Genomic DNA, 22,878 nt, shown 5'->3' on the forward strand with positions numbered 1-22,878 from the left:
ATTACCGTAGAACTCTTTCTACTTCGGCTTCCGGCATCGAGACGCACCTTCGATTACCGTAGTTTCCCCATTCTTTTACCAATTCCTCTCTCTTTTCTTCAAATTGAAAATACTTTTAAATCCTTATTGACCACTATGGTCAAAAATGCTAATATTAAAATGACCGCATTGGTCATAATATCTTTGAAAGGAGATCACGGCCATTAACTCAAGTTTTAATAAATTAAATGAAGAGAAAAAAGAACTGATTATTAATGCAGCGATTAAGGAATTTGTCCAAAACGGATTTGATCGAGCATCAACAAACGAGATCGTTAAAACTGCAAAAATCTCAAAAGGTTCCTTATTCAATTATTTCAAAAGCAAAAAAGATCTTTATATTTATTTAATCGATTATGGAATTAATATTATCGAAACATTATTTGACCAAATCGACCTAAATGAAACAGACCTTTTCAAACGAATTGAAAATATTGGATTACAAAAATTGCATATTCAAAAAAACTATCCACTCGTCTTTGATTTCCTGGCCTCTACTGTTAAAGAGGAATCAGCAGAAATTAAAGATTTTATTAAACAAAAAGTTGACCCTATTTATGAAAATGGAACGAAAATTATCTATCAAGATATTGATTACTCGAAGTTTCGTGATGACATTGACATCGAAAAGGCCATCGAAATTCTTAATTGGACGATGTTTGGCTTTGGGGATAAAGCGATTGAGCAAATAAATACCTTTAAAGATATTGGAGATTTTGGGGAGCAATATCTGAAAGAATGGGAGAAATACTCAGAATTACTGAAAATGAGTTTTTATAAGTAAAGTCTACTTCAGGTAAAGGTGTGGTTTTTCAAGTCATCTCTTTATCGCATAAAGGGATGTCTAATTTTAAATAGAGGAGTGTCGGAGTTATGTCAGAAATTGTAACGATCCAAGGATTACAAAAGAATTTCGGGAAGTTGCAAGCATTACGAGACGTCAATTTTACAGTTAATGCTGGAGAAGTTGTCGGTTTTATTGGCCCAAATGGATCTGGTAAATCAACAACCATCCGAATCTTACTAGGGATAATCAAACGGGATGCAGGCCAAGCAAAAATTTTCGGTAAAGATGTTTGGAAAGATAGTCTCGAAATTCACAAACGTATTTCCTATGTACCAGGTGATGTCACACTTTGGGGTTCTCTTACTGGTGGAGAAATTATTGATTTATTCCTGAAGCTACATGGTGGAGGAGACAAGAAAAAGCGCGACTATTTAATCAAACGCTTTGAATTGGACCCTAAGAAAAAAGCTAAAGGCTACTCAAAAGGAAATCGTCAAAAAGTTGGTTTGATTGCAGCATTATCTGCTGATTCGGATTTATACATTTTTGACGAACCAACATCAGGACTTGATCCATTAATGGAAGCCATCTTTCAGGAAGAAGTCGAAAAGCTCAAAAATGCTGGGAAGTCCATACTGCTTTCCTCACATATTTTGAGTGAAGTAGAAAGGTTGGCAGACAAAGTGGTTATCATTCGTCAGGGAGAGATTGTAGAAACTGGTACTCTTGATGAACTGCGTCACTTAACTCGTTCAACCGTTACTTTGGCAACAGAAGGTGATGTGACTGAAATAGCAGCAATCGATGGCGTCTTTGATTTCCAACAAAAAGATAATGAAGCGACATTCTCCGTCGACAATCAATACTTAAATGATATTTTAGCAAGAGCAAGCAAATTAGGGGTTAAAAAATTTGAATCGGTACCACCAACTCTTGAAGATTTATTCATGCGTCATTATGAAGGATAGCCGTCTGAAAGGAGGAGAAATACGATGAATGAAAAATTTGCGCGATGGAGTACGCTGTTTTTTCTCTCTCTAAAAAGGGATTGGAAAAAAATAGTCTTTTGGGTGCTAGGACTTGGATTATTTTCAGCTGGTTTTGTACCTGCTTTTGAAGAAATCACAAAAGGCCAAGGGTTAGCTGCTATGTTCGAAACATTACAAAACCCTGCAATGATTGCCATGGTAGGTCCTACACCTGCTCAATCAGCGAGTGAATATACGTTAGGTGCCATGTACTCTCATGAAATGTTATTATTTTGTGCGTTATGTGCAATGATAATCTCAGTTTTACATGTGGTTGGTCATACTCGGAAAGAAGAAGATTTAGGATTAACAGAACTTGTGCGCTCCTTTCAGATTGGTCGCCAAGCTAACTCCTTAGCAGCTATGATGCAAGTCCTGTTTATCAATATAGTATTAGCACTTTTTGTTAGTGGTGTATTGATGAGTTTTGGTGCAGACGCAATTACTGTAGAGGGGTCCTTGCTATTCGGTGCATCGGTTGGAATAGCAGGTATTCTGGGTGGTGCGATTGCTCTAGTTTTGGCACAAATTATGCCAGCTTCCTCAGGTGCTACAGGAGCATCATTAGGAATTATCGGGCTACTTTATATAATTCGTGCTGGTACCGATGTCTCTAATGTTGATTTATCAATGATTAATCCATTAGGCTGGACCTATTTAACATATCCATTTGTGGAAAACAACTGGGTCCCACTTATAATTGCATTAATTTTTATCATCATCATGATGATCCTTGCATTTACCTTGGAGGGTGCTCGTGATATGGGGGCTGGTTATCTTCCAGAAAGAGAAGGGCGCAGTCACGCAAAAAGGTCACTCCTATCAGTTCGAGGGCTATTTACAAAAATAAATAAAGGCGTGATCATTAGCTGGTTGATAGCCTTTGTGATTATGGGTGCAGCTTATGGCTCTATTTACGGAGATATGCAGACCTTTCTCAGCAGTAATGAAATGATGCAGCAAATGTTTACACATGCAGGGATTTCTATCGAGGAATCGTTTACTGGAACAATTATGATGGTCATGATTGGTTTGGTTTCGATATTGCCTATTGTTATTGTGAATAAACTGTTCGCTGAAGAAAGTCGTATGCATTTAGGACAGATTATAGCTACAAAAGTAACACGTGGCCAATTATATTGGACCAATATTGGTTTAGCTATTGTTGCTGGGGTAGTTGGAATTGTAGTATCAGTTATCGGTCTAGGTGGTACAGCAATAGCTTCAGTAGGGGATAAATTGACAATGGGTATGGCAGACTTTTTTGCAGCTGGCTTCAACTTCTTGCCATCCGTCTTATTCTTTACCGGTCTTGCAGCTCTAGCACTTGGTTGGGCACCGAAATTAGGAAAGCTAGTGTATGTATATCTTACCTATTCGTTTCTACTAAACTACTTTGGAAATATATTAGATTTACCCGAATGGTTCTCAAAAACAGCCATTCAAAGCTGGATTCCACCAATGCCAATAGAAGAATTCGATGCATTCATCTTTATCACTATAACTGTCATTAGCATCGTGCTATTGATTATTGGTTATCTAGGTTATAAACGAAGGGATTTGCTAGCTTAGGTTGGTGCCTGTCACTTCCCGGTTTTTGTCGAAGCTGGGAATGGTGACTGTCACTTCCCGAGTTTTGTCGAATTGCAGTGCTGGACGATAAGTTCACAAAAAAGCTTGAGGAAATGAATCCTCAAGCTTTTTTACTGGCTACTTATTCTTTTGTTCTGTTGCCATAATTATCTTCTTCGGTATCTTTCTTTTCCATGTTATCCATATCCCCTACTGCAGCTGCAGCTCCACCAAACGGATCGAGCGCAGAAGCAATTGTATCGCCAGGGGCAATACCAAAGCCACTTCCTACTTTTTCCTGTTCATTCTGATCCTCACGTTTATTCTTGTTCACATCTGCCATTTACGTCACTCCCTCGGGTTGTATACATGAGCGCTATAATTGGGATAGCACTGTCTTTGTATATTTTGTCCAATCATGGCAAATTTACGAGGAAGATTTCAAAGTATCACTTGTTAATTACCTCTTCGTTTAAGGTCTTTGCAATAACCTCACATTTATCCATTGCCCACAAATAATGCTTGGACGTGTTAGCTCCAAAATAACTGTATAAGTTACTTGTTTTTGTCCACTTATAATATTTTTTGGTCATAACTTCTTCATTAGTATGCGACCTAATTATATCCATTACTCTTTCATGGCTTAGCTTTAGTTTTTTTATCGCTTGGTTTATTGTTACATCTTGAGAATTTTCCCAAATTTGCATATTTAGCTGTTTCATTTTTCTCCATTTATAACCAGGAGCCGGAATAGAAGGAGTATCCCCATCCATCCCCTCTCTATACCATCTCTCAAGCATGGCATGCCATTCATACAAGTGCATTAGTACGTCACGAAAATTTTTATCCCTATCTTGTGTCTCAATAGAGTTCTTTCTTTTACTTCTTGGAACTGATTCAATGATCTCAAACAGACCCTTTAAATTTTTGTCACTACTTTCTAACAAAGCTTCTTTTTCAGTTTTCGCTTCTTTAATAATATCCACCTAGTTTTTCCCCCATATAAAATCAATCAATTAGAACTTACAAAAATTACTATTAAGCTTAAAATAGAACTAATCCCAAATAGAGTTAACCCTGTCCAAATCTTTTTTCTACTTTCCTTTACCAATTCATCTGAAAGGACATCACCTGTGTTAAGTTTCTTAAATTCATTACGAAATGAGCGAAGATTTAAAAAGGACAAGATTAAAAAAATTAATGATATAATTGTTAACAGAATGGACCAATTCAATGAATCACCCTCCATCTATTATTCCGGCCTAAAAATTTTAGTCTATAATTTTGTACCACACCATGGGCAAAAATAGATTTCTATACTTGAAGTTCCACCATCATGAATGATCAATCCATAGTCATTATCTTTATTATCGTAAATGATTACTCTATCCGGACATTCATAAGGGTTTTCATGGATTTCACATTGATAATTCGCATGATAATCCATGTCCTCACAACAATGTTTTTTCATACTTCTTTCTCCTTATGTTAGCAATACACCTATTTTAAAAGTTGTTTTTTAGATCAATCGTTGGGAAAGGTGGTTTAGGCGTGAAAGTATCAATAGCAACATAAATTAGCAAAATAGTCCAAAGAATCATACCTACTACATTTCCAATTCTAATTAACTTAATTTGAATATCCGATAGCTCCGAAATTTCTTTAAATCTCCAGCGGTCTAAAAAGAAAAAACTCTCTTCTGGTTCATAGAGCGCCCAGATACCAAAACCGTAAATAGGAATGGAAAATATTAATAGAATGCCTAACATTGCTGTTCCCCCATTTACTTAATCACTAATACTATAAATACGAAATTTATTGATAGAAGTTTCAGTTTCTTTTCTTGATAAGGATGCTTAATTTACTCCCAAACTTAATGGCCCTTCTATAATTTAGTATTTCAACATCTGTTGTTGAATTGATTGTACATTCTAATAACAATTATTTTTTTCTACCAAAAATTCCTCTAGATTAGGAGATTGATTATACTTAACTGCAGCTTGCTTATCCTTATTGATAATGGCTTCTGTTAAATCAATATTATTTACGCTTGCAATCGCCAAAGTGTAATGTATCACATCGACTAACTCTTTTTCTAAAGAAGCATTCCCTGTATTTGCCTTTCTTCCTTCTAATTGGTTTAACACCTCTGCTACTTCTCCAATTTCTTCTACAAGTTTCATAAACAAATCAGATGAAGTACGTCTCTCTTTATATTTTAACGATAGGTAGCTCTGTAACTCTTGAAATGTTAATTGCTCCATGGTTATCCTCACTTTTATATTGAATAGTCTATTTTTCTATACTAACATAATATTCCAACAATAATAATATTTTTTGGCATAAAAAAAACGACCTAATATGATCGTTCTGTTGTTTATCTCTCACTATAACAACCATTGTAATCCCTCAATAGATTCTCTCTAGTCAACAGTCCAGATTTTCAATAAAATAGAACCTTAGGCCACCTCACGCTCAATAGGTCAATTAACAATAAAATTGGCAATCAATGCAATTATGATCATCAAAAACATACCACCAAATAAAAAGTAACCAACTATTTTAATAGGCAATGGCAATTTTCCTCTTTTACTGATTGGATAGCCTTGAATATTATGCATATGGTCCATCGCATCATTAAAAGGTTTGTCAGGTCCTTCATTATACTTAGACATTTTCTCTCTCCTTTTATAATCACCAGCCCCGAATCTACCTATGAATGTTCGGTGCCCATTTTACTATAAATTTCATAAGCAACATAACCACATAATAATCCTATCCCTGCGCCTATACTAATTGAATTTAGTAATGACCATGAGAAAAACAAGCTAATAATCACTCCGACACTACTACCAGCAAGTATTCCAATTGTAAATAAACTATCTAGTAGATATTGAGCATTTTGGTTTTTTTTCTTACCAAGAGTACCTTTTTTATATTTATGCTTCATTCTAAGAACCACAAATATTCCAATCGCTCCAGCTAGTACAACAGGGAGTATAATACGTAAAATTTCCATGGTGGTAAAACCTCCTTTTTCTTAAATATTCACCATAACTTAGATCATTCCTTTTTGTTTTCCATAATTTAATAGAACCTCATAAGGATTATCTCCTTTTAATTGAAGAACTTTACAGAATGCAGGTTCCGTTTTTAATCCTTGCTTTTTTAGTTTGATAACCTCTTTCCTTATATCCGGAAACTGCTTTAAAATACTATCTTCAATAATCATATGAAGGTAAGCGTTCTGTTCTTTTACAGGCTGATCTTGACCAAATAATTCGAATTCAAACCCATCGAAAATAAAATTAGCTTTGACCACAGATCGCCCTCTAATCTGAAGCCTTTTAATTCTGAAGTCTTCTTTATTACCATATAGTTTTCTTACCTTTTTCTCATATGACTGAAAATCTTGGACCTCCATAATAATATCTAAGTCGGAATTTTTACTATTAATTCCAATTGGTAAGGTGCCACAAAGTATAGGATCATAGTCAGATAAGCTATCTATTATTCCTAATCGACTAATTGCATGATATGCCTTCCTTTGTCCTTTATTTCCTTTTTTTAAGTAATCAATAGTACTGAACATACAGACAAACTCCCTTAATACAATACATCTCATATAAAATTATTTCATCATATTAAAAATATCTCTTGAGTGTTTAATCAAACCAAGTAACCCAAGTTCTTTATTTGCATCTCTAGTTAATTTCTTCTCTGCTATTTTTATAGTCTTTTTATCTACATATTTTATATTAAATCTAACTAAAATGGCCTAGATTCACTTTCTAAAAACGGAACAATAACTTCTTCTACTGCATTATTTATTTTATTGCGAATTTCCTGTGGATGATCATAGTAATTAAAATTGAGTTCTTTTTGGTACTCAGTTAAAGTATCGATAACTATTTTTAACTCATCTACAGAAAAATTCTCAGGACGACCTTCAATTAAATTATTCACAAGATGGTACAGATATGGATTTAAATTATAATGAAAACGTTCTAATTCGTTATGTACATCTATATGATTATTAACGAGGAGTTCTAAATTATAATTATTAGTAGATAATGCTACCGCTACATCTAAAGGACTAATTGGTTCTTCTATTATAGATTTTAAGATCAATAGTAAATCATATTGATTACGTACAAATTCTCTATATAATACTTGTTCCTTTTGTTCCAATACTTCTACCTGATCAGTGACTTGATTGACCTTGACGACAAAAATCGTTAACAAAACGATTAATAGAACATTAACTATAAGACTAATACGCAATAAAGCTTTGGATTTCATTTGTCTCACCTTGCTTAACTATATTTTGAAAATAAATAACATAATTTCCTTTACCACAATAAGTATTCTAGAAAAAAAGTGTTAATCCTTCCCAAAAGAATCCTTATAAATTGCCGAAGGATATCGTTCGCCTTCTTCATATTTCACTTCCAGCAGTAACTCCCAATTAGGGGAAATAAAATCTTTTTGTTCTTCATGTATTTCTAATTCAACACACTCTTCATAGTTACTTTTATCGACCTCTTTAAATTCAATATGCATAGCTTTCCTCTTTTCCGAAACTAGGTCTATTCTAACTCTTTATGACAAAGCAATATACAAGCATAGTATAAAAATAAAACCCGACAATGGTGTCATAAACACTCTTTCTTTCTTACTCCGAGATAGTAGATTTGCTATTGTATTTAATCCTAGGAAAATGGTAATAATCCAAACTAATATAGTTGTAGATAAAAATTCAAAACCCTTTAAAACATTCGTATGTTGCAAAAAGACAAGGCCCATAAACAAAAGAATTAAAGAATTGATTGCACTCACTATTCGTAATTTTTTTGGCAGTACTTTGTAAAATCCACCCATAGCAAATTCACCTAAAGGGTAGCCAAGCGAGAGTAGCACCTGAAAAACAGCTACGACCAAACAACAGATAGCAACAATGATTGATGCAATATGGACAAATTCCACTCATTTACCTCCTAATCTAATATTTTCTTTACAATACGTGTACTTTATTTTTCAGCTGAGATTAGTAAAAACATAGGTCTACGAAGTTCGTTTTTCATTTCGGGATTAGCCTTTAACATTTTCTTAGAGGGAATGGATTCTTTCACATTCCTTATTGTAAAACCAGCATGAAGTAAATCATTAATATACGTAGAAACTGTACGATGGTATTTTATTACCTTATCCGATAGGAAAGTTGTTTCACGTAAACCTTCTAATTGATAATTATCTACTGGCCAATGCATACGATTCCCGCTATCATCAAAATACCAATCTTGTTCTTCCCTTGAAGTAAAAATTGGGTGTTCCACAGAAAACACGAATGAACCTCCAGGATTTAGGTAATCATAGACCTTCTTACAAACCGTCTCGAAGGATTTTATATAATGGAAAGCCAACGAGCTAAGGACAACATCAAATTGCTGATTAGATAAGTTGATATCTTCAATTGGCATTTTTACATATGAAATAGAAGGATCCTTCGTCATTTCACGTGCTTGTTGAAGCATTTTTAATGATATATCTACACCAATAACTGACTTTGCTTGCTGTTCACGAGCATAACGGCAATGCCAACCGAAGCCGCATCCTAAATCGAGTACCCGTTTATTCTCAAGTTCTGGTAATAGTTCTTTGAATATGTGCCATTCTCCTGCACCTTCAAGCCCTTTGACCGAACGCTCCATATTCTTATATGCGAAAAAGAATTTCTCTTCATCATATTTATTTTGTTTCATGATCAAATACTCCTTAATTCACCTTAATTCCATCATTTTTTCAGAATTTATTATTATAACTTTTATATTAACATAAATAATTAAGACTATTTAGTTATTTTTTGTTAGAATGGAAATATTAAGGTTAAGGGAGCATTTATTCATGTCAAATGTGTATTAGCTGATGTAGGGGGATTTATTAATGTATGGATATGGTGTCGAACACGATTTTGTGGTGAAAATAGGAGTACTCCTATTGGTGATTATTTTATTGATGTTTTTCTTTAATATGATTATGAGTAAATGGTTCAATGTGAAGGGGAAGAATTTCTTTTCGTTAAATTACGTTAATGAAAAGCATAAAAAAATGGACAGGATTATTCGAGTTTTAACGATTATCAGCTTGCTCGTAGGTTTTGCTATTAATGCCAAGAGGGATCCAGGCAATTGGTATTGGTTTTTACAACCTTGGTCTATAATATATTTTTCTGTTTTATTATCTCAAATTGTTAGAGGGTATATGGAGAAGAAATATGATTCCAATCCTAATGCTTATAAGCTGACCATTAGTGAAACACTGTTTATGTTCATACTAGTCATTGTCATAATAAATACTAGTTTTTTAGGATTAGTATAGTTGGGCGACATATAATTGGTTAGTTACGGAACCTGGATTCATTCGATGCACGAAGGAATCCTCATTCCGTTATTCCTCCAAAAACACCTAATTTCCTGCTATTCACGGTTCCTCGTTCCTTTATTCAGCATTTTCCAGCTATTATTCTAGTATTTTTCCTAGTTAACGGAAACAGAATCCGCTTTGAGACCATTTTGCCCTATTTTTGGCCATGTAACGGAACCTGGATTCATCCGAAACTCGAAGGAATCCTCATTCCGTTATTCCTCCATGGAACCACACCCCGCAGCTGTTCGACAAAAATCGGGAAGTGACAGGCACCACCATAGGCACCACCATAGCTACGGTTAACTTCTTTTAGCAATCATTTCAATTTCTACTTCTGCTCCAAGTGGTAATGCTAAAACAGCAACACAAGTTCTTGCTGGATATGGTTCGCTAAACTTCTTCATATAAACATCGTTCATCATTTTAAAATTATCCATGTCAGTCAAATAGACATTCACTTTTACCACATCATCAGAAGATAGTCCTGCTTCCTCCATAACTTCAAATAAATTGTGAAAGCATTGCTCGGTTTGAGCTGCAATATCACCTGTCATGTCTTTTGCTGTTGGAGTATTCTTGGCAGTTTGACCAGAAAAAAATACGTAATCCCCTCCATCAACAGCATGTGAGTATGGACCTGATGCAGTTGCACTTTTTGCTTCATATACTTTTCTCATTATGTTATATCTCCTTTTATGTTTTATTCGACAAAAACCGGGAAGTGACAGGCACCAATTATTTACTATTTTCTCTTATAAGTCCAAATAAGCCAAGTAATATCTGAATTACACTCACCAAACATAACTGTGCTAATGGTAAGTACCATTCTCCCAATAAAATAACTGGCGACACACTAGATAGGAAAAGCAATAATCCCATTACGACAGTTACGATATAAAACTTTTTTCCACCGTTCTTTTTAAATCCATAAATTGAAACAACAGCATTTCCAATCCCAAAAACGCTCATTCCAAATATAGCTATAGTCGCCCAACTATTAAATGGCATTTTCCCAATCCATTCTGGTGGGAACGACCCAAAGACTCCTTCTCCTAATAACAATAAGGCTCCGACATAGAAAGCTCCTAAAAACAATAACAAATTATACGAACTTATCACTCGTTTGAATGTCATTCTAATCTCCCCTTTCATTATATACATAGAAACTCTATGTATATAGTTATACTATAATACTTATAATTTAATTTCAAGATAATTCACAAAATGTAAGCAAAAAAAAAACGATTGTTCTTCTTGAACAATCGTTTCTTTAAAATACTATTTATTTGGTGGGACAAGTCCCATAAAATTTATAACACTAACTGGATTTTTAACACCACATCTTCCACCAACATGTAATAGGCATTTTCATCAATTTCTTCTTTTTTAATTTCTTTGCTGTTTAAGCGATTTCCGTAAAATTCAGCTATTTCAAGTTGTCCATAAAACCCATTGTATTTATTTACTTCTTTTCCTTTTAAAATTTCATACAATACGATTTGTTCGTAGTCTTTGAGTGGTTTACTGCGATAGTCTTCCACTTCCTTTGCACTCTTAAACAATTTGCATTCCACTATGATTGGTTCTGGGTTTTGTTTAGCCAAGAAATACAAATTCGCATTCGACAAAATGTCAATGGGCTCTTCTTTCGTGGATAAATTATACTGTTCGAATTTTACGGTGCTTATATCGTTGTATGTTTGGACTAAGTAATCTTTTAATTTATTACCTGAATATACAATTGCCATCCAATCACCTCTAAGCATTATATTGCCCAAAAATGATGGATAAACGCTGTATATTTTTATGAAGTTTGGAGTCAGTCCAACACTTCTACGCATTGAAATCATCCATCTCTTTTTCACATTACACTTTTAAGAATTGGATTAATGGACAAGGTATAACTACGACTCATTTTTCTTTGGGGAGAGATGCCAAAAAATGTTTTCTTTTCGCGGTGATGCGCATAAATTATATCTTCATTTAAGGAATGCGCAAGGAAATGTTAATGACATTAAATTCATTCGAGAAACGAACGAAATCCGTACCTTTTATCAAACGCTAGATACAGATACACTACGATTAATTTACTATCGAACGATGAAAGAAAAGAATGGATCAGGGATTATCCCTATTTTTGCGACAGCAATTCCATGGCTGCTCTTTCTCTTAGCAAATCCATTAGAAGAATTCCTATTTAGTGATGGAAATCTAAAATGGATTATTTTTATTATCATCTATTTAATTATTCTAACCATTAGCCTGCTATTTCATTTCAAAGAAAGAGCCTGGGCCGTTCTTCACGCTGAAATTATCCAAGATATAATTGTAGAACGTAAAGATGATAAATAGGGACACGTTGCTCAATTCAGTGTCCCAAAAGCTTTAATAAAACTTTCCGTCTTTCACAGATAGGTCATATATATTCTCTAATATCATTGTCCTTAGTTCTACCAACTCATCATATTGATAGAAAAAGTCCACCTTATCATATTTCATTTCACTATTTTCTTCAGAATGTATCTCACTGCTGTTCATCATCACAAAAAAGGTGAAGGATTCTGCTAAATCTTCTTCTGGATAAGTCCCTTGATAACTATTGAAGAAACGATCCTCATATTTTAGGAAAAATTCTTTATAATCATCTTCTGTTTCCCAATTGATTTGTCTAAATTCCTTATCAATATCTTCCCAAAATTCTTGATAATAACTATAGATATAACTAGATTCTTCCACACAGCCCCAACCATAGACATATGGAACATCACAAATTTCTTCTGCATCCTCCCATATCTTCGTATCTGTTAGAAAATATGCCTCTTCCATCACCTGCACCTGTTCTTCATTAACAGTTAAAATGTGAGCAAACTCATGGATCAGAGTGCTTTTAGTAGCTGGATAATAATCTCCTATGTTGTGCGAAATCATCAATACTGTATCCTCTAAATTTTCTTCATCTCTTCCCACCCCAAAAACAAAATCCTCTCCGGTATCTGTCCAGTAAAATTTTGCTAATGATTCTCTATACTCTTTTGGGAATATATTGGAAAATACATACCAATACTCTTCAAGCTCATTTTCACCTCTTTGTGGATTTGATGAGTATGGATCAGCATATTCTGTAAAATGCTCTGTTTCTTTTAATTCAGTTTCATCACTCTGGCTATCTAAACTGTAATATAGGATGTCCTTCCAATGCTCCTGATCAATTTGAAAAGGAAAATAGAACTCTCGCTTTGATTGATCCATATACCACCTTAAGTACTTATCGTTTACTTCCTGGAAGCAATCCCCACGTTCGATGACATTATCAACTGTCTTACACTCTGCCCCGGATTGTTCGTACCTTTCGATAACAGTCCCTGAAGAAGACTTCTCTTCACTAACATCTTCGTTTTCCCCACAACTAACCAGAAAGACAACTATTAATGCAAAAATACCTATAATACCTATTTTTTTCACAAAATTCCCCCTCCTCTGATAAGATATACTTATTTTAATACGTACAAACTATTTAAATAGTTTCGAAAAATGTTATTTCCATGATTTTCTACTACAAAAAGAACCCACCTCGAAAACATCAAGATAGGTTCCTTTCACTTTATAATGTTGCACTTTTCAATTGTTTCACATAGGAAAATCGTACGATTAAGAAGTAAACGAATTGTATGAAGGCAAAGCTTCCCAATACAATAGTTGCCTCTAATGTTAAGTCATAGTTAAACAAATGAGATAGCGCAGTCAATGCAACAGCACCGTGAACAAGTGCTACGACAATCGGTGAGAAAAATAGCAAGGCTACTTGTCGGTTGACAATTCTTTTTAACTCCTTCTCTGTTAAACCAATTTTGGCAATCGCACTGAACTTCCGTTTCTCCCCTTCTACATCCGTAAATAAACGGAAATACAAGAAACTTCCTGCTGAGACGAAGAAGACTATCCCAATAAACAACCCAATAAATAAGATTGGCCCGTATGCTTTATTAATTTCATACACCGTATAATCGATTGCTGTGACTTTGTACTCTACTCGCTCTTTTAACTTTTCACCAGCTTTAATCAACTGTTCTTCCGTAGCATTCTCTGCTTGCCAAGCAACACTCAAATCTTGATAATCAGGAGTACCAAGTTGCTCAAAAGCTTTATCGGGTACAACATAGTAACCATTTATTTCAGTAAGCACATCTGTCTCTACTACTTTACTAGGATGAACGACCTCTCCATTTTCCAGTGGAATACTTCCGTCCATTAGCGTTTCACTGGCTTTTGGTCCATACGTGACTATGGCACTACTTTGTTCAATGACAATCGCTTCATTTACATTAGGGTTCAATTCTTCCTCCCCAATTAATGCTGCATAACGATTGTAATCCGAAGATTTTACCATCAACACACGACTATCAATACTTTCATTATCAAAATAAGTTAGTTTTAGTGATTCCATTTTAGCATCGATTTTTTCTTCTTTTAACGTAGCATTAATGACATTTAAATCATTTTCAATCGATTCTTCCGTATCATCACCCCAAGGAGCATACGTGAAGGAATACGATTTGATTTCTTTTGCTTGCTTTGTTAGATAGGATTGAAACCCATACAACGACCCAATGGCACTAAAAGCTACCGTCGAAATAATCGCGATAATGAAAAATGTTCGTGCATTATCTTTCATTCGAAACGATAGATCAGAAAATAAGAGCATATTTGTTTTACGCCAAAAAATAAGCTTGTTTTTCTTTAATTGACGGATAATATACACACTTAATTGTGTAAATAACAAATACGTTCCAAGTGTAACAACGATAATGACAGGAACCATTGCAAAAACAACTTCTGCACCTTCTACATAAAGTGCTGTTCCATACCCTGCAATTAACAGGAGGGCAGCAATAATTGATAAAATAATCGAAGCTTTCGGCTCACCCTTGGATTGTTTATCACCCTTGATCAAATCAACTAATTTATTCGTCCGTAAAATAACCGAAACAAATAACGATATACAGAAAAATAGGAAGATAAAGCTGACAAACGTGATTACAATCGCGAGTGTAGGAAAATAAAAATGAAGGGATTCATCGATTATTAAAATATTTTCAGCAATCAATAGAATCGCTTTAGCAAAAACCAGTCCTGCCACGATTCCACCAATCGTGGCAAAAAAGCCAATTAAGATATTTTCTAAAAATACCATCCAACGAATCTGTTTATTCGAAGCCCCAAGCATAATCAACAGGCCAAACTCTTTCTTTCTAGATTGTAAGAAGGAACTCATCGAATACAAAATAAAGAAGAAAGAGAACACATAGATGATTCCCCCAGCAACCGCCATTCCATATAATACTTCACCTCTAATCGAACCTATTGAAAACGCTGGATGGAAGGCAAAAATGGCAAACGTAAAAAACACCATTACAGTAAACAGGCTACTTAAGAAATAAGCAATATACAGTCGTTTGTTACGCCAAACATTATTAAACGCGAACTGACGAAAAGTCATTGCCATCCCCTCCCATCAATGAGAGCATGTCAATAATCTTTTGGAAAAATGCTTGCCTACTCTCTCCACAATAAATTTCAGAATGTAGCTTTCCATCACGGATAAACACTACCCGATCCGAATAGCTAGCTGCTTGTGGATCATGGGTCACCATTAGTAAACTCGTTTTTTCCTTTTCATTAATCTCAACGAGCATATTCATCACATCTTTGGATGCCTTGGAATCTAAGTTTCCAGTTGGCTCATCAGCTAAAAGTAGCTTCGGATCATGAATCATTGCACGTGCAATCGCTACTCGCTGTGCTTGCCCTCCAGAAATTTCATACGTTCTCTTATTCATAATCGATTCAATTCCAAGATTAACGGCTAGTTTTTTAGCCTTCTCCTTCATTTCCTTCACACTAGCACCATCTAATGTAAGTGGCAGTACAATGTTTTCCTCCACTGTCAACGTATGCAATAAATTAAAATCCTGAAAAATAAATCCAAGTTCATTTCGACGGAACTTCGCTAACTTATTTTTCTTCAGCTCATGTGGATTTTTTCCATCAATTTCTACTTTTCCTGTAGTTGGGGTATCATTTGTTGATATGATATTGAGCATGGTTGTTTTTCCACTACCCGATGGCCCCATAATTGCAACAAATTCCCCTTTTTCTATTTCTAAATCGATATCAGTTAGGGCGCGATAGGCCACTTTTCCTTCATAAATTTTACTAACCTTTGTAAGTTTAAGCATAATCAATCTCCTCTCTAGAACTTCTAGTAAAAGTATAGCCCTGATTTGTCACTGTAAACTATCGATTATGCTTTCATTTTTCTTACATGGATGTAAGGTTTTGTGTTTCTGTAAAAATGATCCGTATCGTCGTTCCCTCTCCAACCTCAGAATCTAATTCAATATGATGTTCCAATTGCTCTGCTACTTCCTTAACTAAGTAAAGTCCCATACCGGTAGATTCACGGTACTTTCTCCCGTTGTCCCCTGTGAAAAATTTATTAAATACTCGCTTCTGATCAACTAATGGAATGCCAACACCAAAATCCTTTACTTCTAATACCACATCAGACGACCGTTCATAAAGAGAAATCAAGATTTTATTCGACTCTCCACTTGAGTACTTCACCGCATTATGGACGAGTTGTGTAACGAGGAAAAATAACCATTTCTCGTCAGTCTGCACCGATATACCCTGCTTTTCCTCAATTAATTGAGGATAGACTTCATTTCGAATGTAAAAACGCTTGTTTTCCTGGTGAATCTCGTGAATAAGTTTTGCAAGATTGACTGGTTTTATTTGAAAATCTTCTGCAATGGTACGAAGCCTCGCCATATATAGCACGGTGTTTAGTCCATCGCGAATTCGTTCAGTTTCTTCACGAAGACTAGATGATTCTGGCTCGTCTAAATCTTGGGCTGTGAGCTCGATAACGGAAAGTGGCGTCTTCATCTGGTGTACCCAACGATCCATAAATAATAAATGCTCATCTTGTCTTTCTTCAGCCTTATGAAGGTGATTTAAGTATAAGCGGTACTGATTGTCCAGCAACCGATCCAAGGCTTTTGAAATCGGTGCCTCCCCCGTTACCTCAAGCGAACTATCCAGGGTTTCCAGAGGTTTTTCCAATCGCTTATAAAAGCTTCTTCTACTAAAATAACGATAAACGAGATAAACGGATAAAAGAAAAAGAGAGAAGAATGCCGCATATATACTTACACCGATACCACGAAATCCATCTAACCAAAATAGAATCGGGATGGTCACACTTTGAATAAGATGTACGACGATAAGAAGGAAGTGTTCACGCAAGAATAGTTTCATGCTTCCTCTTCCTTCCACGTAACTCGTAAACGATATCCTGCTCCTCGAACCGTTTCTACTGCATCCTCAATCCCAAGTTCCTGGAATTTCTTACGTACGCGAGTAATGTTCACATTTAATGTGTTTTCATCCACATACATTTCCTCGTCCCAGAGCTTCACTAACAAATCTTGCCGGCCTGCTACACGCGGGTATCTTTCCAGTAATGACTCCATAATGTCCGCTTCTTTCTTTGTTAAGGACACCACATTCCCTTTATATCGCAGTTCCAATCGTTCCGGATAAAAAGTCAATCCATCTTGATTAAGGACCCGTTCCTCATGTTTTGCTGCGTATTCCCCGTAAGCTCGTCGCATTTGGCTTCGGATTTTAGCCATTACGATATCCGGATGGAATGGCTTTGTAATAAAATCATCGCCACCATTTTCTAGTGCCATCACTTGATCCATTTCCCCGGTACGTGCTGATATAAAAATGACTGGACAAATGGATTCTTTCCGAATTTGTCGGCACCAATAATAGCCATCATAACTAGGTAAATTGATATCTAACAGAACTAAATTAGGCTTTACCTGCTGGAATGTAGCGATAATATTTTCAAAATCATCGGCAATGTAAACTTCATAGCCGTATTTTTCTATGTAAGTAGATAGATATTCAGCAATTTTCCTATCATCTTCTACAATCATGATTTTTTCCATGTTTCGAGTCTCCTCAATTTCTATTTGGTATAAGTTTAGTTTAACAAATCAATTACAGCAAGGGACAGCGCCCACTGGCCTTCTATGTACCTATTTCTTGAACTCCCCCCTCTTAGCAAAGCTTGAAGTGGGGGAATTCTGGCAAGTAAAGATAAACTATGAAACAATGAAGCTACTATAAGTCATCAGGGAAGGAGATAAACAAGAATGGAAGAAAAAGTAGCACATAAAGGGATTATCGTTGTCATTTTAGCTACCGCATTTTTATTCACATTTAGTCAATTCCTTTTAATTACAGCTTACCCAACAATAATGGACGAATTTGATTTAAATGCCACGCAAGTACAATGGCTGACGACGGCGTTCTTATTGACTACAATCATTTTTATCCCATTAACTGGATATTTATCAGACACATTTACAGCGAAAACCCTGGTGGTATGTGCCCTTTCATCGCTAGTCATAGGTACTGTTATTGGAGGATTGTCGCCTAATTTTGGCACGTTAATTTTATCAAGGGTAATTCAGGCCATTGGTGCAGGCATTATTCTACCATTGGTGCAGACGATTTTATTGAAGGTATTTCCTTATCATCGTAGAGGGTTTGCCATGGGACTATTAGGGGCTGTTGTTAACGTTGCACCAGCAACTGCACCATCTGTATCTGGTATGATTATTGACTTTTTCAGTTGGCGATTCCTTCATTGGATGTTGCTACCACTTATCATAATTACGTTGGTTTTTGCCGTATTTGTGATGAAAAATGTATTAGAAAAGCAAGATGCGAAAATAGATCTGTTATCGATTGTACTTTCAGCCATTGGGTTTGCTTTTTTCATTTTCGGCCTAAGTACGATCAGTGTAACTGGGTTTAGTGAATGGAAAGTTATTTTACCATTATCAATTGGTTTGATGGCATTGATGATATTTATACATCGTCAATTAAAATTATCCAAGCCGGTGCTAAATATAAAGTTGTTCAGTAATGCTACATTTCGATTGGTTATGATTCTTGTCTTTATTAATATGATGCTGCTCTTATCTGCTGAGACAATATTACCAATGTTTGCCCAGGATGTTCTTGGTACAAGTGCCTTTCTATCAGGCTTTCTTCTAGTACCTGGCACAGTTATTCTTTCGATTGTTACGATTATTTCTGGGAATCTATATGATCGGTATGGAGGAAAGAAGATTAGTATTATTGGCTTTGCTTGTACATTCACGTCGTTAATTCTATTGAATACTGTTGGGATGGAAAGCTCGCCGTATTGGATTATGATTCATTTTTGTTTATTCATGACGGGATTTGGATTAACCTTAATGACGCTAGTTACAGTGAGCATGAATGCTTTGGAGGATAAAGACATTGCTCATGGTTCGGCCATCGTTAACACGGTGCGCCAATTTGGAATGACATTCGGGATTATCATTCTCTCTACTATTATTAGTCTGACAACATCAAACATGGACACATCCTATGAAGTTGGTACCTATTGGGGAACGACTTATGCATTTGCTGTGATGGCAATACTAGCTTTAGTTGGGCTAGTTCTTACGACATTGATGAAAGATAGAGTACAAGAATAGAGAAGGGTCAGCTCCCTTAACACGGAAAGCTGACCCTATTCTTTAGTGATTGTGATATTTGGGATAAGTAGTGTCCTGGTGTTCCATAAAAAAATACACGCTTAAATTGTGGATAGGTTGAATGATAGTTTATATATATTGGAGCATTTAGAAAATGTGGATAGGTAGAAAAAAACACTCGATCTCCATAGATCATTCCTTTAATTGCAGTAGGCATTTCTTTTTGAAAAATCTCAAAGCGCATTTTCGCTTCTTCTTCGCCATACTCCCCATTATCTACATATGCATTGCCAACTAAAACAACATTGGATTGACGATCATACATCCATTCTCCCAACACTTCATCCCGCATTTGTTGGTTAATAGCCTGCAAATTATATGCATAGCCGATATCTAGAAATAGTTCACCAGTATCATCAGAATGCGTAAGCGTATATTTCCTTCCAATAACAGGTTGGATATTGGCTGCTGGTGAAAGTAAATTCACCGTTAATCGTTGAGGGTCAAATTCGGACATGATATCCTCCTTCTAAGATGAAAAAACCTTTAATTATACATATGCAGAAATTACGATAGCGCAACTTTTATTCAATGATAAAAGGGTCAGTACCCATATTGTGGCACTGACCCTTCTCATTATGTGGATGCAGTGAAGTTACCTGCAGCATTGGATTCATCATCTTTCACACAATCAATGGCAACAACTAACGCAAGCATTACTTCTTCCATATCTTCATTGATAATTTCAAGTTTGTAACTATCTCCCCAGCTAAACCATTCTTTGTTGACACTTCCTACAACCTCGCCATGTTGTACCACTTCGAAGTTCATATCCCACCAGTTTCCATTCACTTCAATTCCTGCTGCATCAATGGAATATCGAGCTTTAAAGAAGGAAAACTCCTTCTTGATTGTTAACACTTCTTGTCCATTCACCTCAACAAAGAACTTTGGCAAAAAGCTAAGAATTTTCTTTGTAATTTTTGCTATTTCATTTCCTGTTGTATCCATAATTGAGAATGTCTTAGGGAACTTTAAGAAACTTCCCTCTACATAATAAGCATCATTCTCATCCTGGTCCTTAACAGTGAACTTTTCCCCTATACTAAATACCTTTTGCTTGATAAATAGTTGTTTCATCCATATCCCCCTAATATACTCTTATCTTTTAATACGATTTTAAGGCGGGAAAAGTTTCTATTTAAAGAGGTTTTATTTTAATTCATTCAAACAAAAAAACCGAACGAATGCCTATATTCTGTTTCGGAAATAATGGCTCGTTCGATTTTTTCTATATATTTTCCTTATTCTGCTGGTTCTAGATCTTCGATGGAATCAATATCCATATATGTTGGTACTACTAGACCAATTTTAGCACCATGTAAGTTTTCTCCTAGATCTTCAAATTCACCTTCATACTCGCTATAGAAATCCCCATGTGTTTGAGGCATCCATGGAGCAACAGAGGCATCTCCATCACCAGATGCAATTGCTTGGAACATTACTGGTGGGTCTACTGGAGTTAATTCTACATCATATCCAACCTCTTCTAATGCGATTCTTACAACATTCGTTGAAGCACGTTCTGAATCCCAAGGTGTAAGAACCAATTCAATAGAAGCACCATCAACAGATTCTACCCCATCAATCCAAGAATCTACTTTATCACGATTTTCATCAACCCATTCTTGAGCTGCATCTGCAATGTCCTTCTCTTGACCAGCTAACATGATTGATTCCATATCTTCTACATCCCATTCGAAACGTTCAAGAACGGTATATGCTTCTGGCATATCTTCTTTAAGCCCTTCTCTTACAATAGTTGCGATATATTCTTCTCCACCATAAACACCTTCTGGATCTTCAAGATATTTTAAATCATACTGCGCAAATTTAAAGTGAGGCGTCCAACCAGCAATAACGATAGGTTCCTCATTTTCATATGCCATATTCAGTGCTGTTAGCATTGCAACAGTAGAAGATTCTTCATGTTCCCAACCAGCAAGATTTTCATATTCTTCTAATGCTTTATTTGTCGCTTGAGAAATACCAGCACCTGGCTCAATACCAGTAATGGTGTAATCTACTTTTTCACTAACATTAATAGTGGTGTCTGCATTATTATCTTCGCTACTATTATTGTTGGTATCATCTTGTCCACCACAACCTGCTACAATTAATGACAAGGATAACCCAGCAGCAATCCCTAATTTTTTCCAACTTACGTCAAACATGTTGTAAACACTCCTTTAATTTTTAAAAATACTATTCTTTACAAACTGCTAAATTAATCTGAATTAGTACTCACTTAAGACTTTTTAATTATATCGTTCTTCTCTATTTATCTTCAAACCTCATATTTAATGATTATTATTAATATAATACGTTTAATATATATTGAACGTATTATATGTAAGGTTACTATTAAAATCCTCAGTTTTATGGCTTTTATCTCCATTTAAGGAACTTTACTTTTTTTATTAGAAACTGTAGGCTTAAAATATACATAGTATTTGAGCAATTTATAGGATGTGAGCGAAATGGATGGTAATGAAGCATTACAACAAGCTAGAGCTAGAGTGATCGAAGCAATCTCGCAAAATATGAATCTCTATGGTGTCACCCCCTCCATTGGTCGGTTATACTGTCTTCTGTTCTTTTCAGACAAACCTCTCACATTGGATGAGATGAAGGAAGAACTTGGGATGAGTAAAGCTAGTATGAGTCTTGCAGTTAGAAGCTTACTTGATTTGAATATGGTGGAAAAGGCATGGAGAAAAGGTGTAAGAAAAGATCTTTATGTGGTCAAAGATGACTCGTTTCAACGATTTTTTGATTTATTTATGAAAAAATGGCGCCCTGCAGTCTCCATGAATACGAAAGCTATTGAAAAAACAATTGCTGAATTAGAAGAACTAGATGAAAACGAAGCTGCTTCCGATGAAGATCGTGAGCGTGCCAAAACAGATATTAGTAAACTACAAAACTGGCTTGTTTATTATGACTGGCTCGATAGACTAATCGATACGTTTGAATCGAAGGAAATACTGGACTTCGTTCCAATGGAAAAGAAGGAAAAAGATTAAAAGGTGTTGGTTACTTGCAGAAAATCAAGTGACCAGCGCTTTTTATTTTGGAATTGAAATACAGGGGATTGCGACCATATAAAAAGGAAAGAGGCTGGGACATAACTAATTATATGAACTCTAAATGCAAACAATTACAGTTGAATGGGTTTGATGTAACAGCTTTGTTGATTTGCACTGCGGACAGTCGCTTTCCGCGGGCACGGCCTCAGCCAGGCGACTACTTGAATAAACTTCTTTGCTGCCTTGTACCGAGGAATTGACTTCTTAGACTTTCTAGTAGACGCAGGTACATCTTTTGGGGTCTTCGGTCACGTGCTATTCCCGCAGGA

At 35.6% G+C, this 22,878-nt stretch carries 32 protein-coding genes and 1 pseudogene; 9 read left to right on the plus strand and 24 right to left on the minus strand.

Going from position 1 to position 22,878, the window contains the following annotated elements; all coding sequences use genetic code 11:
• From BUB12_RS18090 to BUB12_RS14185, 5 genes and pseudogenes are all read left to right on the plus strand, one after another.
• On the plus strand, positions 1–207 hold a 207-nt coding region (locus tag BUB12_RS18090), incomplete at its 5' end, for a hypothetical protein (RefSeq protein ID WP_234982726.1).
• A gap of 43 nt (positions 208–250) precedes the next feature.
• Positions 251–370, plus strand: a pseudogene (locus BUB12_RS18200) (TetR/AcrR family transcriptional regulator); the annotation flags it as partial.
• 117 nt (positions 371–487) lie between these two features.
• Entirely contained in the window at positions 488–823 is a 336-nt protein-coding gene (locus BUB12_RS18100) for a hypothetical protein (protein WP_234982727.1), read from the plus strand.
• A gap of 89 nt (positions 824–912) precedes the next feature.
• Positions 913–1,794 (plus strand): ABC transporter ATP-binding protein, encoded by an 882-nt coding sequence (locus tag BUB12_RS14180; protein ID WP_072891572.1) that lies wholly within the window; start codon positions 913–915, stop codon positions 1,792–1,794.
• A gap of 24 nt (positions 1,795–1,818) precedes the next feature.
• Complete coding sequence (locus tag BUB12_RS14185; RefSeq protein ID WP_072891573.1) at positions 1,819–3,426, plus strand: ABC transporter permease; 1,608 nt, start codon at positions 1,819–1,821, stop codon at positions 3,424–3,426.
• A gap of 142 nt (positions 3,427–3,568) precedes the next feature.
• Here the strand turns inward: BUB12_RS14185 and BUB12_RS14190 are convergent, their stop codons facing one another.
• The 13 genes from BUB12_RS14190 to BUB12_RS14250 form a co-directional block, all read right to left on the minus strand.
• Positions 3,569–3,769, minus strand: coding sequence for a hypothetical protein (locus BUB12_RS14190; RefSeq protein ID WP_072891574.1), 201 nt, complete (start codon positions 3,767–3,769; stop codon positions 3,569–3,571).
• A 106-nt stretch (positions 3,770–3,875) separates the two neighbouring features.
• The gene (locus BUB12_RS14195) at positions 3,876–4,412 is read right to left on the minus strand and encodes a ClbS/DfsB family four-helix bundle protein (protein ID WP_234982728.1); all 537 of its coding nucleotides are present in this window, start codon (positions 4,410–4,412) and stop codon (positions 3,876–3,878) included.
• 26 nt (positions 4,413–4,438) lie between these two features.
• The gene (locus tag BUB12_RS14200) at positions 4,439–4,660 is read right to left on the minus strand and encodes a hypothetical protein (RefSeq protein WP_072891575.1); all 222 of its coding nucleotides are present in this window, start codon (positions 4,658–4,660) and stop codon (positions 4,439–4,441) included.
• A 42-nt stretch (positions 4,661–4,702) separates the two neighbouring features.
• Positions 4,703–4,897 carry a DUF6980 family protein gene (locus BUB12_RS14205; protein ID WP_072891576.1) on the minus strand — a complete coding sequence of 65 codons (195 nt, stop codon included), beginning with the start codon at positions 4,895–4,897 and terminating at the stop codon, positions 4,703–4,705.
• Positions 4,898–4,931: 34 nt separating this feature from the next.
• Positions 4,932–5,195, minus strand: coding sequence for a DUF6199 family natural product biosynthesis protein (locus tag BUB12_RS14210; protein WP_072891577.1), 264 nt, complete (start codon positions 5,193–5,195; stop codon positions 4,932–4,934).
• Positions 5,196–5,357: 162 nt separating this feature from the next.
• The gene (locus BUB12_RS14215; protein WP_072891578.1) at positions 5,358–5,690 is read right to left on the minus strand and encodes a MazG nucleotide pyrophosphohydrolase domain-containing protein; all 333 of its coding nucleotides are present in this window, start codon (positions 5,688–5,690) and stop codon (positions 5,358–5,360) included.
• 219 nt (positions 5,691–5,909) lie between these two features.
• Positions 5,910–6,101, minus strand: coding sequence for a hypothetical protein (locus BUB12_RS14220; protein ID WP_072891579.1), 192 nt, complete (start codon positions 6,099–6,101; stop codon positions 5,910–5,912).
• A 38-nt stretch (positions 6,102–6,139) separates the two neighbouring features.
• Positions 6,140–6,445 carry a hypothetical protein gene (locus BUB12_RS14225; RefSeq protein ID WP_072891580.1) on the minus strand — a complete coding sequence of 102 codons (306 nt, stop codon included), beginning with the start codon at positions 6,443–6,445 and terminating at the stop codon, positions 6,140–6,142.
• 39 nt (positions 6,446–6,484) lie between these two features.
• Complete coding sequence (locus tag BUB12_RS14230) at positions 6,485–7,018, minus strand: DUF4269 domain-containing protein (protein ID WP_072891581.1); 534 nt, start codon at positions 7,016–7,018, stop codon at positions 6,485–6,487.
• A gap of 176 nt (positions 7,019–7,194) precedes the next feature.
• Positions 7,195–7,710, minus strand: coding sequence for a hypothetical protein (locus BUB12_RS14235; RefSeq protein ID WP_143155644.1), 516 nt, complete (start codon positions 7,708–7,710; stop codon positions 7,195–7,197).
• A 99-nt stretch (positions 7,711–7,809) separates the two neighbouring features.
• Positions 7,810–7,989 carry a hypothetical protein gene (locus BUB12_RS14240; protein ID WP_072891583.1) on the minus strand — a complete coding sequence of 60 codons (180 nt, stop codon included), beginning with the start codon at positions 7,987–7,989 and terminating at the stop codon, positions 7,810–7,812.
• Positions 7,990–8,028: 39 nt separating this feature from the next.
• Positions 8,029–8,412 carry a hypothetical protein gene (locus BUB12_RS14245; protein ID WP_072891584.1) on the minus strand — a complete coding sequence of 128 codons (384 nt, stop codon included), beginning with the start codon at positions 8,410–8,412 and terminating at the stop codon, positions 8,029–8,031.
• A gap of 44 nt (positions 8,413–8,456) precedes the next feature.
• Positions 8,457–9,188, minus strand: a complete 732-nt coding sequence (locus tag BUB12_RS14250) for a class I SAM-dependent methyltransferase (RefSeq protein WP_072891585.1) — start codon at positions 9,186–9,188, stop codon at positions 8,457–8,459.
• A gap of 181 nt (positions 9,189–9,369) precedes the next feature.
• Here BUB12_RS14250 and BUB12_RS14255 point away from each other — a divergent pair, with 181 nt between their 5' ends.
• Entirely contained in the window at positions 9,370–9,804 is a 435-nt protein-coding gene (locus BUB12_RS14255; RefSeq protein WP_072891586.1) for a DUF4181 domain-containing protein, read from the plus strand.
• Positions 9,805–10,151: 347 nt separating this feature from the next.
• On the opposite strand, the gene BUB12_RS14260 is transcribed toward BUB12_RS14255, so the two are convergent.
• The 3 genes from BUB12_RS14260 to BUB12_RS14270 all read right to left on the minus strand — a co-directional run bounded on the left by BUB12_RS14260 (position 10,152) and on the right by BUB12_RS14270 (position 11,600).
• Positions 10,152–10,529 (minus strand): RidA family protein, encoded by a 378-nt coding sequence (locus BUB12_RS14260; RefSeq protein ID WP_234982729.1) that lies wholly within the window; start codon positions 10,527–10,529, stop codon positions 10,152–10,154.
• Between the two features lie 58 nt (positions 10,530–10,587).
• Entirely contained in the window at positions 10,588–10,986 is a 399-nt protein-coding gene (locus tag BUB12_RS14265; RefSeq protein WP_072891588.1) for a hypothetical protein, read from the minus strand.
• Between the two features lie 176 nt (positions 10,987–11,162).
• Positions 11,163–11,600 carry a hypothetical protein gene (locus BUB12_RS14270; protein ID WP_072891589.1) on the minus strand — a complete coding sequence of 146 codons (438 nt, stop codon included), beginning with the start codon at positions 11,598–11,600 and terminating at the stop codon, positions 11,163–11,165.
• A 193-nt stretch (positions 11,601–11,793) separates the two neighbouring features.
• Between BUB12_RS14270 and BUB12_RS14275 the strand changes: the two genes are divergently transcribed.
• The gene (locus tag BUB12_RS14275; RefSeq protein WP_072891590.1) at positions 11,794–12,204 is read left to right on the plus strand and encodes a hypothetical protein; all 411 of its coding nucleotides are present in this window, start codon (positions 11,794–11,796) and stop codon (positions 12,202–12,204) included.
• Positions 12,205–12,237: 33 nt separating this feature from the next.
• On the opposite strand, the gene BUB12_RS14280 is transcribed toward BUB12_RS14275, so the two are convergent.
• The 5 genes from BUB12_RS14280 to BUB12_RS14300 all read right to left on the minus strand — a co-directional run bounded on the left by BUB12_RS14280 (position 12,238) and on the right by BUB12_RS14300 (position 17,873).
• Positions 12,238–13,314, minus strand: a complete 1,077-nt coding sequence (locus BUB12_RS14280; protein ID WP_072891591.1) for a hypothetical protein — start codon at positions 13,312–13,314, stop codon at positions 12,238–12,240.
• 139 nt (positions 13,315–13,453) lie between these two features.
• Positions 13,454–15,349, minus strand: a complete 1,896-nt coding sequence (locus tag BUB12_RS14285; RefSeq protein ID WP_072891592.1) for an ABC transporter permease — start codon at positions 15,347–15,349, stop codon at positions 13,454–13,456.
• Positions 15,324–16,088 (minus strand): ABC transporter ATP-binding protein, encoded by a 765-nt coding sequence (locus BUB12_RS14290; RefSeq protein ID WP_072891593.1) that lies wholly within the window; start codon positions 16,086–16,088, stop codon positions 15,324–15,326. Before BUB12_RS14290 ends, BUB12_RS14285 begins: the two co-directional genes overlap by 26 nt.
• Positions 16,089–16,170: 82 nt before the next feature.
• On the minus strand, positions 16,171–17,172 hold the full coding sequence (locus BUB12_RS14295) for a sensor histidine kinase (RefSeq protein WP_072891594.1): 1,002 nt from the start codon (positions 17,170–17,172) through the stop codon (positions 16,171–16,173).
• Positions 17,169–17,873: a response regulator transcription factor gene (locus tag BUB12_RS14300; RefSeq protein ID WP_072891595.1), complete on the minus strand. Its 705-nt coding sequence runs from the start codon at positions 17,871–17,873 to the stop codon at positions 17,169–17,171. The genes BUB12_RS14295 and BUB12_RS14300 overlap by 4 nt, the downstream gene beginning before the upstream one ends.
• A 207-nt stretch (positions 17,874–18,080) precedes the next feature.
• Here BUB12_RS14300 and BUB12_RS14305 point away from each other — a divergent pair, with 207 nt between their 5' ends.
• On the plus strand, positions 18,081–19,460 hold the full coding sequence (locus tag BUB12_RS14305) for a DHA2 family efflux MFS transporter permease subunit (RefSeq protein WP_072891596.1): 1,380 nt from the start codon (positions 18,081–18,083) through the stop codon (positions 19,458–19,460).
• Between the two features lie 16 nt (positions 19,461–19,476).
• Here BUB12_RS14305 and BUB12_RS14310 read toward each other — a convergent pair whose 3' ends face one another.
• The 3 genes from BUB12_RS14310 to BUB12_RS14320 all read right to left on the minus strand — a co-directional run bounded on the left by BUB12_RS14310 (position 19,477) and on the right by BUB12_RS14320 (position 21,694).
• Complete coding sequence (locus BUB12_RS14310) at positions 19,477–19,977, minus strand: staygreen family protein (RefSeq protein ID WP_072891597.1); 501 nt, start codon at positions 19,975–19,977, stop codon at positions 19,477–19,479.
• A 119-nt stretch (positions 19,978–20,096) separates the two neighbouring features.
• On the minus strand, positions 20,097–20,600 hold the full coding sequence (locus tag BUB12_RS14315; RefSeq protein ID WP_072891598.1) for an LURP-one-related/scramblase family protein: 504 nt from the start codon (positions 20,598–20,600) through the stop codon (positions 20,097–20,099).
• A 164-nt stretch (positions 20,601–20,764) separates the two neighbouring features.
• Entirely contained in the window at positions 20,765–21,694 is a 930-nt protein-coding gene (locus BUB12_RS14320) for a glycine betaine ABC transporter substrate-binding protein (protein WP_072891599.1), read from the minus strand.
• 306 nt (positions 21,695–22,000) lie between these two features.
• On the opposite strand from BUB12_RS14320, the gene BUB12_RS14325 reads away from it, so the two are divergent.
• Entirely contained in the window at positions 22,001–22,546 is a 546-nt protein-coding gene (locus tag BUB12_RS14325) for a GbsR/MarR family transcriptional regulator (RefSeq protein ID WP_072891600.1), read from the plus strand.
• Positions 22,547–22,878: the final 332 nt, after the last annotated feature.

Origin of the sequence: Ornithinibacillus halophilus (assembly GCF_900129485.1) — a bacterium.
GTDB lineage: Bacteria > Bacillota > Bacilli > Bacillales > Amphibacillaceae > Ornithinibacillus > Ornithinibacillus halophilus.

Coding starts and splice junctions, on each gene's coding strand:
- BUB12_RS14180 (WP_072891572.1), top strand. CDS start 913: ATGTCAGAAATTGTAACGATCCAAGGATTACAAAAGAATTTCGGGAAG.
- BUB12_RS14185 (WP_072891573.1), top strand. CDS start 1,819: ATGAATGAAAAATTTGCGCGATGGAGTACGCTGTTTTTTCTCTCTCTA.
- BUB12_RS14190 (WP_072891574.1), bottom strand. CDS start 3,769: ATGGCAGATGTGAACAAGAATAAACGTGAGGATCAGAATGAACAGGAA.
- BUB12_RS14205 (WP_072891576.1), bottom strand. CDS start 4,897: ATGAAAAAACATTGTTGTGAGGACATGGATTATCATGCGAATTATCAA.
- BUB12_RS14210 (WP_072891577.1), bottom strand. CDS start 5,195: ATGTTAGGCATTCTATTAATATTTTCCATTCCTATTTACGGTTTTGGT.
- BUB12_RS14215 (WP_072891578.1), bottom strand. CDS start 5,690: ATGGAGCAATTAACATTTCAAGAGTTACAGAGCTACCTATCGTTAAAA.
- BUB12_RS14220 (WP_072891579.1), bottom strand. CDS start 6,101: ATGTCTAAGTATAATGAAGGACCTGACAAACCTTTTAATGATGCGATG.
- BUB12_RS14225 (WP_072891580.1), bottom strand. CDS start 6,445: ATGGAAATTTTACGTATTATACTCCCTGTTGTACTAGCTGGAGCGATT.
- BUB12_RS14230 (WP_072891581.1), bottom strand. CDS start 7,018: ATGTTCAGTACTATTGATTACTTAAAAAAAGGAAATAAAGGACAAAGG.
- BUB12_RS14240 (WP_072891583.1), bottom strand. CDS start 7,989: ATGCATATTGAATTTAAAGAGGTCGATAAAAGTAACTATGAAGAGTGT.
- BUB12_RS14250 (WP_072891585.1), bottom strand. CDS start 9,188: ATGAAACAAAATAAATATGATGAAGAGAAATTCTTTTTCGCATATAAG.
- BUB12_RS14255 (WP_072891586.1), top strand. CDS start 9,370: ATGTATGGATATGGTGTCGAACACGATTTTGTGGTGAAAATAGGAGTA.
- BUB12_RS14260 (WP_234982729.1), bottom strand. CDS start 10,529: ATGAGAAAAGTATATGAAGCAAAAAGTGCAACTGCATCAGGTCCATAC.
- BUB12_RS14265 (WP_072891588.1), bottom strand. CDS start 10,986: ATGACATTCAAACGAGTGATAAGTTCGTATAATTTGTTATTGTTTTTA.
- BUB12_RS14270 (WP_072891589.1), bottom strand. CDS start 11,600: ATGGCAATTGTATATTCAGGTAATAAATTAAAAGATTACTTAGTCCAA.
- BUB12_RS14275 (WP_072891590.1), top strand. CDS start 11,794: ATGTTTTCTTTTCGCGGTGATGCGCATAAATTATATCTTCATTTAAGG.
- BUB12_RS14285 (WP_072891592.1), bottom strand. CDS start 15,349: ATGACTTTTCGTCAGTTCGCGTTTAATAATGTTTGGCGTAACAAACGA.
- BUB12_RS14290 (WP_072891593.1), bottom strand. CDS start 16,088: ATGCTTAAACTTACAAAGGTTAGTAAAATTTATGAAGGAAAAGTGGCC.
- BUB12_RS14295 (WP_072891594.1), bottom strand. CDS start 17,172: ATGAAACTATTCTTGCGTGAACACTTCCTTCTTATCGTCGTACATCTT.
- BUB12_RS14300 (WP_072891595.1), bottom strand. CDS start 17,873: ATGGAAAAAATCATGATTGTAGAAGATGATAGGAAAATTGCTGAATAT.
- BUB12_RS14305 (WP_072891596.1), top strand. CDS start 18,081: ATGGAAGAAAAAGTAGCACATAAAGGGATTATCGTTGTCATTTTAGCT.
- BUB12_RS14310 (WP_072891597.1), bottom strand. CDS start 19,977: ATGTCCGAATTTGACCCTCAACGATTAACGGTGAATTTACTTTCACCA.
- BUB12_RS14315 (WP_072891598.1), bottom strand. CDS start 20,600: ATGAAACAACTATTTATCAAGCAAAAGGTATTTAGTATAGGGGAAAAG.
- BUB12_RS14320 (WP_072891599.1), bottom strand. CDS start 21,694: ATGTTTGACGTAAGTTGGAAAAAATTAGGGATTGCTGCTGGGTTATCC.
- BUB12_RS14325 (WP_072891600.1), top strand. CDS start 22,001: ATGGATGGTAATGAAGCATTACAACAAGCTAGAGCTAGAGTGATCGAA.